The 11,614-nt window shown below is 61.5% G+C and carries 11 protein-coding genes and 1 tRNA gene; 6 read left to right on the top strand and 6 right to left on the bottom strand.

Translation table 11 applies throughout. The annotated features are described in order from the left end of the window. Positions 1 to 643, top strand: a 643-nt coding sequence (locus NW835_RS10635; protein ID WP_414415268.1) for a phosphate ABC transporter substrate-binding protein, incomplete at its 5' end; no start/stop codon positions are given. A gap of 5 nt (positions 644 to 648) precedes the next feature. Here the strand turns inward: NW835_RS10635 and NW835_RS10630 are convergent. Then, positions 649 to 1,770 carry an LptF/LptG family permease gene (locus NW835_RS10630; RefSeq protein WP_414415267.1) on the bottom strand — a complete coding sequence of 374 codons (1,122 nt, stop codon included), beginning with the start codon at positions 1,768 to 1,770 and terminating at the stop codon, positions 649 to 651. A 267-nt stretch (positions 1,771 to 2,037) separates the two neighbouring features. Here NW835_RS10630 and NW835_RS10625 point away from each other — a divergent pair, with 267 nt between their 5' ends. Next, complete coding sequence (locus NW835_RS10625; RefSeq protein WP_414415266.1) at positions 2,038 to 3,495, top strand: pyruvate kinase; 1,458 nt, start codon at positions 2,038 to 2,040, stop codon at positions 3,493 to 3,495. 10 nt (positions 3,496 to 3,505) lie between these two features. Here NW835_RS10625 and lptB read toward each other — a convergent pair whose 3' ends face one another. Continuing rightward, the gene (lptB, locus tag NW835_RS10620) at positions 3,506 to 4,234 is read right to left on the bottom strand and encodes an LPS export ABC transporter ATP-binding protein (protein ID WP_414363825.1); all 729 of its coding nucleotides are present in this window, start codon (positions 4,232 to 4,234) and stop codon (positions 3,506 to 3,508) included. Between the two features lie 682 nt (positions 4,235 to 4,916). Between lptB and NW835_RS10615 the strand changes: the two genes are divergently transcribed. Further along, positions 4,917 to 5,408, top strand: coding sequence for a pentapeptide repeat-containing protein (locus NW835_RS10615; protein ID WP_414363823.1), 492 nt, complete (start codon positions 4,917 to 4,919; stop codon positions 5,406 to 5,408). Between the two features lie 89 nt (positions 5,409 to 5,497). Here NW835_RS10615 and NW835_RS10610 read toward each other — a convergent pair. After that, positions 5,498 to 5,578, bottom strand: a tRNA-Leu gene (locus tag NW835_RS10610). Between the two features lie 74 nt (positions 5,579 to 5,652). Further along, positions 5,653 to 6,597, bottom strand: a complete 945-nt coding sequence (locus tag NW835_RS10605) for a PLP-dependent cysteine synthase family protein (protein ID WP_414363822.1) — start codon at positions 6,595 to 6,597, stop codon at positions 5,653 to 5,655. Positions 6,598 to 6,778: 181 nt separating this feature from the next. On the opposite strand from NW835_RS10605, the gene NW835_RS10600 reads away from it, so the two are divergent. Genes NW835_RS10600 through NW835_RS10590 form a run of 3 tightly spaced genes read left to right on the top strand, consistent with a single transcriptional unit; the run spans position 6,779 to position 9,446 of the window. Then, on the top strand, positions 6,779 to 7,912 hold the full coding sequence (locus tag NW835_RS10600) for a cob(I)yrinic acid a,c-diamide adenosyltransferase (protein WP_414370656.1): 1,134 nt from the start codon (positions 6,779 to 6,781) through the stop codon (positions 7,910 to 7,912). An 8-nt stretch (positions 7,913 to 7,920) separates the two neighbouring features. After that, on the top strand, positions 7,921 to 8,670 hold the full coding sequence (locus NW835_RS10595) for a lysophospholipid acyltransferase family protein (protein WP_414415265.1): 750 nt from the start codon (positions 7,921 to 7,923) through the stop codon (positions 8,668 to 8,670). Beyond that, positions 8,658 to 9,446: an alpha/beta fold hydrolase gene (locus tag NW835_RS10590; protein ID WP_414415264.1), complete on the top strand. Its 789-nt coding sequence runs from the start codon at positions 8,658 to 8,660 to the stop codon at positions 9,444 to 9,446. The genes NW835_RS10595 and NW835_RS10590 overlap by 13 nt, the downstream gene beginning before the upstream one ends. Here the strand turns inward: NW835_RS10590 and NW835_RS10585 are convergent. Beyond that, on the bottom strand, positions 9,424 to 10,149 hold the full coding sequence (locus NW835_RS10585; RefSeq protein ID WP_414415263.1) for an HAD-IA family hydrolase: 726 nt from the start codon (positions 10,147 to 10,149) through the stop codon (positions 9,424 to 9,426). The genes NW835_RS10590 and NW835_RS10585 overlap by 23 nt on opposite strands. Beyond that, positions 10,146 to 11,132: a PhoH family protein gene (locus tag NW835_RS10580; protein ID WP_414363817.1), complete on the bottom strand. Its 987-nt coding sequence runs from the start codon at positions 11,130 to 11,132 to the stop codon at positions 10,146 to 10,148. The genes NW835_RS10585 and NW835_RS10580 overlap by 4 nt, the downstream gene beginning before the upstream one ends. Positions 11,133 to 11,614 lie beyond the last annotated feature (482 nt).

The raw sequence follows: 11,614 nt of genomic DNA, 5'->3' as shown, positions 1-11,614 counted from the left end.
CAACGGCTCCAATGCCGGCCTCAAGGCCCTCATGGAAGGCCGCATCCAGCTTGCCGCCAGCTCCCGCCCCCTCAATGCCAGCGAAGTGCAGGCCGGTTTGCAGGCGATCCCGGTGGCCAAAGATGCCCTGGCGGTGGCGGTGGGGGTGAACAACCCCTACAAAGGCGGCCTGACGCTGCAGCAATTGGCCGATATCTTCCAGGGCCGGATCACCAACTGGAGTCAGGTGGGCGGCCCGGATCGCCCAATTCGCGTTCTCAACCGCGCCCCCCAGAGCGGCACCTACACTGTCTTCCAAGAGCTGGTGTTACTGGGGCTGCCCTTTGCTCCCGACAACCCGCCCTACTTCACCACCGCCACCCAAGATGTCACCACCCCTCTCCTGCGGGCTTTGGGAGAAGACGGCATCACCTACAGCACTGTGGATCAGGTGCAGAACCAGCAAACGGTAAGGATGGTGCCCATTGATGGCCAAATGCCCACTCGCGAGGCCATTCAAAGTGGCCGCTACCCTTTGGCCCGCAACGTATTTTTGGTGGTGCCGCCAAAAACCAGCCCCGTGGTGGCTGACTTCATCAACTACGCCCTCTCCGACCAAGGCCAACAAATTATTGGCCGCACCGAGTTCATCCCGCTGCGCTAGCTAGCCTAGCGATTGGCTCGGTAAAGCAGTCCCAGTCCCACTACGGAGCAGATGAAGTTGGGCAACCAAGCTGCCACCTCCGGCCCCAGCGTCCCGATCTGCCCCAGCGCCTGGCTGACAAACAGCAGCACGTAGTAGGCGAAGATAATCAGCACGCTGAGGCCCAGGCCCAGAGAAGAACTGGTGCGCTGGGGGCGCAGGCCCAGAGGCGCCCCGATCAAGGTGAAGGCCAGACAGGCAAAGGGAATGGCGTACTTTTGGCTGAGGTTGACCTGGAGGCGGCGTACCCGCTGCAGATCCCCTGAGCTGGCGATGACCTCAATGTAGCGGCGCAGCTCTTGAATGTTCATCTCCTCGGGGCTGCGAACCTCCTGGGCCAAATCCAGCGGCGCCCGCGACAGACGCAGCTCCTGCCGAGCAAAGGTGGCGATGTTGCTGTAGGTGCCGTCGGGCGAAACGAGGTAGGTGGTGCCCTCTTCAAACACCCAGAGGTTCTCCTGGGGATCCCAGCGCCCCCGTTGCGCCAGGAGAATTTGGCTGAGAGCCTCGTTGGAAAAATCGAGGACAATTACGCCGCGCATCTGCTGGCCATCGAAGCTGCGGGCATAGAACTGACGGGTTAGCCCTTGCCGGCGGGAAAAACTGCCGTCCGGCTCGGGCGTAAGGATCTCGCCAAACTCTTGGTAAAGGATGTTCTCGCGGCGAAAGTCCGGATCCCGGTTTAACGCCCGATTTAAGGTCATGGCCGCCTGGCGGTTGCTCACCGGCACCACCAGCTCGTTGAAGAGAAACGTTAACGTCGTCACCAAGAGGCTGAGGAGGAGAGCAGGCACCACCAGACGGTAGAGGCTCACGCCGCAGGCGCGCAGGGCAGTGATCTCGTTATCAGCAGACAGGCGCCCATAGGCCAGCAGTGTTGCCAGCAACATGGACATGGGGAACGTCAGGACGATGATCCCCGGTGCCCGCAACACAAACACTTGCAACGCTGCCGAAAGGGACAGCCCCGCCTCTACCACCAGGCGCACCAGCTCAAACAGGGATCCCACTGCCATCACCAGGGTGGTAAACGTCCCCACCCCAAACAGAAAAGGCAGCAGCATCTCCGAGACGACGTAGCGATCCATCAGGCCTACCGCACAGACGAGGGAGAGCCTGGGGCAGGACTGCTCAACCGAATAAGGAGTGGGGGGAGAAGAGAGTTTCACGCAGCCCAAGGAAGTAGTAGCTAGGACAGCCAGCCCTTCGGGAGAGCCGAAGGCTGTTAACGACTCTAGACTGGAACGTTGGGGAACGAAAGGTTGATTGCCCCCCTAGATCGACCTATGATTGTGCAAAAGTGTGCTCAGAATTAGCCTTGGGCCTGGCCGGTTATTTCTGCAAAATCTCCGAGCATGGCTCCTGCTCTCCCCAATCTCAAAGGCTTGCTGGAAAGACTCCTGGAGCTGCGCCGGCAAGTGGTCGAGGGATCCCAGACCTACCTGGCCGCTTGGGGCTGTTCTGCAGATCCTCCTGCAGCCCTCTGCAACCTGGCGCGCTACCTGGCGCTGCGCCAACACGATCTGCGCAACCTGCAATTGGAGCTGGCTGCTGTGGGGCTGTCCTCGCTGGGACGGTGTGAATCGCGGGTTTTGGAGAGCCTGGATGCGGTGATTGCCATTTTGGCAGCCACGCAGGGCCTAAGCCACAAGGGGCCCAGCTATGAGGAGTTTTACGCTGGAGACATGGCGCTGGAGCAGCACACTGCAGTTCTCTTTGGCCCTCCCTCCGCCCACCGCCGCGCCCGCATCATGGTAACCCTGCCCGGCGAAGCTGCCGAGCAGCCAGAGCTGCTGCTGCAACTGTTGCAGCGGGGCATGGATGTAGCGCGAATCAACTGCGCCCACGACGATCCCTCGGGGTGGGAGAAAATGGTGGCCCACTTGCGCTGGGCCGAAGCCCAGACCCAACGGCGCTGCAAGATTTTGTTCGACCTGGCCGGCCCCAAGATCCGCACTGGCCCGGTGGCCATGCCCCCCGGCAAAGCCAAGGTGTACTGCGGGGATCGCATCCTGCTCACGGCAGCCATGCCGCCGGTCAACTCTGACATCCCCTGCCAGGTGGCTTGCACCCTGCCCGAGGTTTTGGCAAACCTGCAGGTGGGAGCAACTGTTTGGATCGACGACGGCAAGATTGGCGCCCGCGTCGTGGGGATCGAGCCAGCAGGCGTGGTACTGGAGGTGGACAGAGTTGCTCCCCAGGGCAAGAAGTTGCGAGCCGAAAAAGGCCTCAACTTTCCCGACAGCCAGCTCCCGATCCAGCCCCTGACCGAGAAAGATCGCCAAGACCTGGACTTTGTGGTGCAGTATGCCGACCTGGTGGGCTATTCCTTTGTCCAGCAGCCGGCGGATTTGCAGGTGCTGTTTGCTGAGCTGGAGCGGTGCCAGGCTCGGCCTGACTTGGGGTTAATCCTGAAAATCGAAACCCGACAAGCGGTGAAAAACCTGCCGGCTCTCATTGCGACGGCTGCTAATAGGCCGCTGGGGGTGATGATTGCGCGGGGAGATCTGGCTGTGGAGATGGGCTGGCTGCGCTTGGGCGAGATCCAGGAGGAACTGCTGTGGATCTGTGAGGCCGCCCATGTGCCCGTGGTGTGGGCTACGCAGGTGCTGGATCAGCTCACCAAAGAGGGCCTGCCCTCGCGGCCTGAGCTTTCGGATGCGGTGATGTCTGCCCGCGCCGAGTGCGTCATGCTCAATAAGGGCCCCTATCTCCTGGAGGCGGTTGCCCTTCTGGATGAGCTGCTGGCTCGGATGCAAGCCCACCAGCACAAGAAAAGCCAACGCCTGCGGGCTTTGTATTCCTGGCAGTAGAGGAAGCTCGTTAGAGGCGGAACTTATCCCCCAGGTAATACTTGCGCACCAAGGGATCCGCCGCCAGCTCTGCTGCCGTGCCCTTGGCCAGGATGGCCCCATCGTTGAGAATGTAGGCCCGGTCGGTGATCTCCAGCGTCTCCCGCACGTTGTGGTCAGTAATCAAAACACCGATGCCCCGCTGCTTAAGTTTGGCCACCACCTCCTGGATATCTGCCACTGCGATGGGATCCACCCCCGCAAAGGGCTCATCCAGCAGCAAAAATTTCGGCCCATGGATCCCGGCCGCCAGGGCGCGGGCAATCTCGGCGCGGCGCCGTTCTCCCCCCGACACCTGCAAACCCAAACTGTGGGCCACATGGGCAATGCGGAACTCCTCCAGCAGGTGGTTGAGGCGCTGCTGCCAGAGGCGGCGAGGCACCCCCGTCTGCTCCATGATCAACAGCAGGTTGTCTTGAATGCTGAGGCGGCGAAAGATGCTGGGCTCCTGGGCCAAGTAGCCGATCCCCAAGCGGGCGCGGCGATGCATCGGCAGATGGGTAATATCTTGGTCATCCAGCCAGACATGGCCACGGTTGGGCTGGATCAGGCCGGTCATGATGTAAAAGGTGGTGGTTTTCCCCGCCCCATTGGGCCCCAGCAGCCCCACAACCTCTCCCTGCTGAATGTGCAAGCTGACGTCGCTCACCACCTCACGGCGGCCATAGCGCTTACAGATGTTTTCCAGTCGAATCTGCATAGGATCGGCACAGGGTTGCTGTTCAGTGCTGACTAATTTTGGAGGGCTAGTTCTACAGAGGCTTCTCTCCCAAGGCTGACCCGAACTCGACCCCTGATCTAGAGGGGGACGAGCAGAATTGACCACCTGCATGGGAATTGGGAAGATCTTCGGATATGGTTGCCGGACGCCGCAACTGCTCGCGCTGCACCCGGATGGGATCCCTGGCCTTTCCCATGCTCCGCTGTCCAGCTTGCCATTGGCTCAACCTCGACTCCGATCGTCGCTGTCGCCGCTGCGGTTGCTTCCTGCGTTGTCGCCCTCTCCCCTCCTGGGACAGCTTGCCCGTCGCCCGGCCCAGCTCGAGGAAAGGCAAGCCGAACCATCCTCTTCGGCTGGCAATCCGCTGGGATTGTGTCTTGGCTGCCTCGGCGATACTTTCGGTTTTGCTGGGACTGGGGCAACTGTCTTGGCATTGGGTGGAGCCGCTGCTGCAAGATCCTCCCCCGCCCGGCGATAGCCCACCAGCTCTAGGGCGATAAGGCCACAACGTCATCGCAGCTTGAGGGAATTTGTCAATGCGGGAGCCCAGGCAAACCTGTGGAGTGGTCGAAGCCGACGGATGCCACTATCATGTGACCAACGCAGAACAACCCCGCTCTGCCGGATTGTCTCAGTCAACCTTTCATGAGGCTTGATTACCATGAATTTCCATCTCAAAGCTGCCGCCGTTTTAGCGCTACTGACCACAGCAGCCGTGGCCTCCACTGCCGCCGCCACAACCCCCAACGCCTGCTTCTTGCGCTATCTTATCGCTTCCCGAACCTGTCCCAACTGCCGGCTGGGATCCCTCGAGCTGAGCAACCTCGATCTGGCAGAGGCTAACTTCCAGGGTGCCGACCTGATCGAGGCCAACCTGGAGCGCACCATCCTCACTGGCGCCGATCTCAGCCAGTCCTACTTGGTGGGAGCCAATCTGCGGCGCGCCCAGTTGCGTGGCGCCGACCTCAGCGGTGCCTACCTGGAGGGAGCGGACCTGCGGGGTGCCGATTTGCGGGGGGCCGATCTCTCCTCCGCCTCCCTCTACGGCGCCGACTTGCGCGGGGCCGATCTGCGCGATGCCAATCTGACTGGGGCTGACCTGAGCTTTGCCCGCACCTGGGGCACACGCCTGCAGGGCGCTGTTCGGGAATAGCGCAAAAGTCGAGATCAATTCTCGGCTGGCTCGCCACTGCCCACTTCCCCTCTCCTGCTCCGGGAGAGGGGTCGGGGGTGAGGGCCCAGTGCGGATGGCGAGACTCGAACTCGCAAGGCAAAGCCACACGCCCCTCAAACGTGCGCGTATACCAATTCCGCCACATCCGCATTCTAGGTTTAACCATCATAGCGGCAGAAGGGCGGAGCTGTTAAGAGGAGGGGCCATTGCAGTACGGGCGAGTTTAGTCTTCTGTCCAAAACCGCTCGGAGAGATACTTGTCGGCCCCATCGCAGAAGATGGTAACCACCACCCCTGCCGAGAGCTGACGCGCCACCTGCAGGGCAGCCACCACATTGGCGCCGGCGGAGATGCCGACCAGCAGGCCCTCCTCCCGAGCCAGGCGTTTTACCATCTTTTGGGCCGCCTCGGTGGAGACCTCGACGTGCCGATCCGGCAGGGTGGGATCGTAGATCTCCGGCTTAAGGGCGGTGGCCATGTGCTTGAGGCCTTCGAGGCCGTGGAAGGGGGAGTCGGGCTGCATGGCGATGATCTGGATATCAGAGCGGTACTCCCGCAGGCGCCGCCCTACCCCCATACAGGTGCCGCTGGTGCCCAGGCCGGCCACGAAGTGGGTGACCTGCCCCTGGGTTTGCTCCCAGATCTCCACCCCTGTGGTCTCGTAGTGGGCCTGCCAGTTGGCGGGGTTGCTGTACTGGTCAGGATAGAAGTAGAGATCGGGGTTTTCGGCGTAGAGGGCGCGGGCTTTCTCGATGGCCCCATCGGAGCCAAGGGCTGGATCCGTGAGCACCAAGTCCACCCCATAGGCAGCGAGGATCTTCTTGCGCTCTGGACTGGCGTTGGCCGGCAGGGCCAGCTTCACCTTGTACCCCAAAGCTGCCCCTATCCAGGCATAGGCGATGCCCGTGTTGCCGCTGGTGGCATCCAGGATGATCTTGCCAGGCCTCAGCTTGCCCTCGCGTTCGCCAGTGCGAATCATGTTCAGGGCCGGGCGATCCTTGACCGAGCCGCCGGGGTTGTACCACTCTGCTTTGCCATACACTCGCACCGATGGCGGCAGTTCAGCAGTAACCCGCCGTAAGCGAATGAGGGGCGTGCCGCCCACCAGCTCAATAGGGCTATCAACCGCAGGGGGCAAGGGGCGAGAAGAAAACACAGTCGGGTACAAGGGGGATCCCTCGCTAGATGGGCACTGGGCTGGACAACCATTGCTCATCTTATCCCGGTGTTGATCGGCTCTTGCCGGCTTTTTCTGGCCCTTCTCCGCGCTTTCCCGAAAACCTCTGGCTAGACTTTAAGATGGGGGTAGAGAAGCACGAGTTCTGGACAGCGGCGTGATGCGGAGGGGCATGGCAGAAGTCGGCATTGTAACCGCGCAACAGTTTGACCGCCGACGAGGCCAGATCCACGTTTACGATGGCGAGGGCAAGGGCAAGTCCCAGGCGGCGTTGGGAGTTGTGCTGCGCTCCATTGGCTTGGGAATCGAAAATGCGGCCCCCAGCCGGGTGTTGCTGGTGCGGTTTCTCAAGGGGCCGGGCCGCACTTATGCGGAGGACGCGGCGATTGCCGCTCTGCAGCGGGGCTTCCCCCACCTCATTGATCAACTGCGCACGGGGCGAGGAGAGTTCTTTGGCCCCGACGAGATCACCAAGTTTGACCGTCAGGAGGCCCGCCGCGGCTGGGATGTGGCCAAGGGGGCGCTGGCGTCTGGATTTTACTCGGTGGTGGTGCTGGACGAGCTGAACCCGGTGCTGGATCTGGGCCTACTGCCGGTGGAGGAGGTCGTCAGCACCCTCAAGCAAAAGCCGGAGGAGATGGAAGTTATCATCACCGGGCGGGGCGCCCCCAAGGAAATTATCGACCTGGCCGATCTGCACTCAGAAATGCGCAGCGTCCGTCGGGCGACGGATCCCCAGAATGGCCAGCCCCCCCTCAGCGGCATTGAGATTTACACCGGCAACGGCAAGGGCAAGTCCACCAGCGCTCTGGGACGGGCTCTGCAGGCTATTGGGCGTGGCATCAGCAAGGATCTCTCCCACCGGGTGTTGATCATGCAGTGGCTCAAAGGGGGGACGGGCTACACGGAAGATGCGGCCATTCGGGCCTTGCGGGAGAGCTACCCTGATCTAGTGGATCACCAGCGCTGCGGCCGCGATGCCATTGTCTGGCGGGGCAAGCAGCAGGAAATCGATTATGTAGAGGCAGAGCGGGGCTGGGAGTTGGCCAGGGCGGCCATTGCCTCCGGGCTTTACAAAACCATCATCCTGGATGAGCTCAACCCGACGGTGGATCTGGAGCTATTGGACGTGGAGCCGATTGTTGAGGCTTTGCTGCGCAAGCCGCGCGACACGGAGATCATCATCACAGGGCGCTGCCATGCTCCTTTGCCCTACTTTGAGCTGGCCTCTGTCCATTCGGAAATGGTGAGCCACAAGCACTATGCCGAGCAAGGCGCGGATCTGCGGCGCGGGGTGGACTATTGAGCAAGAGAATGGAATCCTTGACAGCGCCTATGCAGGTCAGTGGCTTCCCAGATGCGAGGGCAGTGGCCCAGTTGCTACTTGCTCTTTTCCAGACGGAGGTGTGGGTGGAGGGCAAGGAGCGGGTTCCCCAAGGCCCGCTGCTGGTGGTGAGCAACCATCGCAGCTTTTTGGATGCGCCGGTGCTGATCGCGGGGCTGGATCGACCAATTCGTTTTGCCTGCCACTACTATCTATCCCAGGTGCCCCTCTTGCGGGAGATCGCCTTGGCGCTGGGGTGTATCCCCCTCCAGCAGGGATCCTGGCCGCAGATTCACTTTTTTCGCCAGGCTCAGGCCACGTTGGCAGCGGGCGGAGGGGTGGGAATTTTCCCGGAAGGGGCAGAGCAGATTACCCGCGAGACCTCACCCCAGGAGGTGGGACGGTTCCAGCCGGGCTTTGCCCATCTGGCCTTGGCTGCCAAGGTGGATCCTCTGCCAATCCTGCCGGTGGCCGTGTGGGCTCAGGAAGAGTGGCGGGGGATGGATATTCCCATGGCTTTTTTCCGCTGGTTTGATCCCAGCGAGCCCAGGTTTCAGCAGCAAGGAGGGCACCCGGTGGTGATCTATCGCCGGGTGGTGCTCAAGGTGGGATCCCCTCTCTGGGTGAGGGGAGAAGGGCGCTATACCTGCCGCCAGGAGAGGCTGCAGCTAATTCAGGAGTTAACGGCAGCCGCCCGCGAACAGGTGCGCTTGGGGTTGGCAAGGAGATGGAAAAATTGAAGGGTAAGCCCACCGCCTCTATTCCAAGCCACCAGAAGCGGCCCCCGCTGTTCTATTTGCCGGGTATGGATGGCACAGGCCAATTGTTTTACCGGCAGGCGCAGGCTCTGCAAGCCGAGTTTCACGTCCGCCCTTTGAGCTTAAACCACCCCGAAGCGGGAAATAGCTGGGAGAGCCTGGCCGATTGGGTGGGATCCCAACTGGAAGAGGGGGCCTATCTGTGCGGCGAGTCCTTTGGGGCCTGTCTGGCGTTGGCCGTTGCCGCCCAGCAGCCGGGGCGCTGTCGTGGCCTCATCTTGGTCAACCCGGCCTCATCCCTGCGGCGCCGGCCCTGGTGGTGGGCGGGCCATGTTCTCCTGCCCTTTTTGCCGCCAGCGCTCTACCACCAGATGGCGGAGCGGGGGCTGGGATTTTTGGCGGAGCTAAGCCAAATGGAGCCGCCGGATCGGGAGCGGTTGCGCCAGGCCGTACACAGCGTTGCTCCCGAGGTGGCTGCCCAGCGCCTGGCCTTGCTGGGATCCTTTGTTGTGGAAGAGCTGCCCCTGGAGTCGATGAGGCTGCCAACCCTGCTGGTGGCGGGGGGGCGGGACCGCCTCCTACCCTCGGTGCAGGAGGTGCAGCGTCTGGCGGAGCGACTGCCCCAGGCTCAGGTGGAGATCTCGCCTTTGAGCGGTCATGCCTGCCTTCTGGAGCGGCAGATGAACCTGCGGCGCTACTTGCTCAAGCCCGATGGGGTTTTTGCCCCGCTACTGCTTAATTCCGCTCCAGCGCATTGAGCAGGGGGAGGGATCCCCACAAGTTTTCGATTCGCTCTTGGCAGGCGCTATCTTTCCCTTCTCGATCCAGCCAAAGAGCTCTCAAGCCTGCTGCCTTGGCCCCTTGGTAGTCTTCGCGGTAGCTGTCGCCAATGTGCCAGGCAGCGGCAGGCGGGATCCCTTGGGTCTCTAGGGCAGCTTGGAAGATGCGGGGATCGGGCTTGGCATGGCCCACCTGGGTGGAGAGGGTGAGGCTGGAAAAATAGCCCTCCAACTGCAGTGCCTGCAGCACCTTGGGCAGGCGGCTGTCGAAGTTGGAGATCACCCCCAGCCGGATCCCTTCCCCCTGGAGGGCCTGGAGAACCGGCAGCGTCTCCGGATACAGTTCCCAGGGATCCGCCCCGGCAAAATACTCGAAAAGGCGGGCAAAAAACGCCTCAAACCGTTCCTCCCCAAAAGCAGCCAGGGATCCCACCCCTGCAAAAGTCTGGCGCACCACCTGCCGCCACCAGGCCCGCTCCCAAGCCAGCAAAGAGGATCCCAACAGACCGGCACAGGCTGGCGGCGGAGCGCTGGCAAAAGCTTGGGCAAAGGCGCGATCCAGCGCCTGCGGATCCACCGATACCCCATACGCTGCTGCCGCCTGGCTGTAGGCCTGGCCGACGCTGCCCCGCACCCGAAACAGCGTGCCCACGGCATCGAAGAAGATTACCCTCGGCCTCACTGCTGGCTCTCGTAGCGGGCGTAGGCATCCACAATCCGCTGCACCAGGGGGTGGCGTACCACATCCCGCTGGTCAAAGTAGCAAAAGGCAACTCCCTCCACCCCGGCCAGGATGCGCTCCGCAGCCGCTAGGCCCGACAGGCGATGTTTGCCCAGATCCGTTTGGGTGAGATCCCCGGTAACCACCATGCGCGACCGAAACCCCAGGCGGGTGAGCGCCATCTTCATCTGCTCTGGGGTGGTGTTCTGGGCTTCGTCCAGAATGATGAAAGCATTGCTCAGGGTGCGACCGCGCATGTAGGCCAGCGGCACCACCTCGATCACACCTTGTTCCATCAACTGGGGCAGTTTGGCCGGATCGATAAACTCAAACAGAGCATCGTAGAGGGGCCGTAGATAGGGATCCACCTTCTCTACCAGATCCCCAGGCAAGAACCCCAGCTTCTCCCCTGCTTCCACCGCAGGGCGAGTGAGGATCAGGCGCTCATACTCGCGGTTTTGCAAGGCCGTGATGGCCACGACGGCAGCTAGATAGGTTTTGCCGGTGCCCGCCGGCCCAATGCCGAAGCAAAGGTCGTGAGCTCGGATGGCTCGCACGTACTCCTGTTGACGGGGCGTCTTGGGCCGGATCAGCTCTCCCTTGCGGGTGCGGGCCAGAACACTTACCTGCGCCTGATGATAGGCGTCAGCTTCTTGGTTAGAGAGGGCGCGAAAGGCTTGTTCGGCATCGATCACAGTAACAGGGTGTCCAGTTTGCCAAAGCGGTCTCAGCAATTCTAGCCACTGCCGCACCTGCTGCCGCTGTTGAGGTGTGCCCCTTAGGTACAGGTCTTGTCCTCGCAGCGTTACCGAGGCGCCGCTACAGCGGCTGATCCACTTCAGGTTGGCCTCCTGCACGCCCGCCAGAGACATAGCCTGCCGCGGATCCAACAAAGAGATGATCTCCAGATCGGTGGGAGCGGAAGAAGTCGAGTTGTTGTGCATGCCGTGGGCGCTGCGCGCCCTAAAACCTGTGATGGCGATTCTATCAAAACTGCCGGACAGCACGCTTCGGCCTCTGGACAACCGTTGCAAACCCCCCAGACTGACTTCAGGAAGCTGAACAAAGAGGAAAGTTTATTTGACACTCCCACCGACTAAAGTCAGGGGATTCTTACGCAGTCCACAATCGGACTCGTAAAGGCGTTGTCAAGACGCCCCTAGACGGTTCCTTGGAACCAAGTCTCAAGGTTCCGCTGACTTGTTGACTGACAGCACTGTCCGGGTCTTTCACCGGGGTAGGTGCTTACTTAGCAGCAGTTATAGCAAGGCTTTTCCGCCCCGCATTCAAGTACGGGGCTACCAAGCTACTCTGCTGTGTTCTGGAACACAAACTGGGAAAACTTACACCAATCGGGATTTGGATTCAGCTTTTGCTCATACAGCCTGTTAAGGAATCAAGGGGTACAGTAGCAACACTTAGCAAA

Origin of the sequence: Synechococcus sp. OH2, assembly GCF_047462155.1 — a bacterium.
Lineage (GTDB): Bacteria > Cyanobacteriota > Cyanobacteriia > Thermostichales > Thermostichaceae > Thermostichus.
This window is presented reverse-complemented; position numbering and strand designations above follow the sequence as displayed.

Coding starts and splice junctions, on each gene's coding strand:
- NW835_RS10600 (WP_414370656.1), top strand. CDS start 6,779: ATGGCAGAAGTCGGCATTGTAACCGCGCAACAGTTTGACCGCCGACGA.
- NW835_RS10580 (WP_414363817.1), bottom strand. CDS start 11,132: ATGCACAACAACTCGACTTCTTCCGCTCCCACCGATCTGGAGATCATC.
- NW835_RS10590 (WP_414415264.1), top strand. CDS start 8,658: ATGGAAAAATTGAAGGGTAAGCCCACCGCCTCTATTCCAAGCCACCAG.
- NW835_RS10630 (WP_414415267.1), bottom strand. CDS start 1,770: ATGGATCGCTACGTCGTCTCGGAGATGCTGCTGCCTTTTCTGTTTGGG.
- NW835_RS10595 (WP_414415265.1), top strand. CDS start 7,921: ATGGAATCCTTGACAGCGCCTATGCAGGTCAGTGGCTTCCCAGATGCG.
- NW835_RS10615 (WP_414363823.1), top strand. CDS start 4,917: ATGAATTTCCATCTCAAAGCTGCCGCCGTTTTAGCGCTACTGACCACA.
- lptB (WP_414363825.1), bottom strand. CDS start 4,234: ATGCAGATTCGACTGGAAAACATCTGTAAGCGCTATGGCCGCCGTGAG.
- NW835_RS10625 (WP_414415266.1), top strand. CDS start 2,038: ATGGCTCCTGCTCTCCCCAATCTCAAAGGCTTGCTGGAAAGACTCCTG.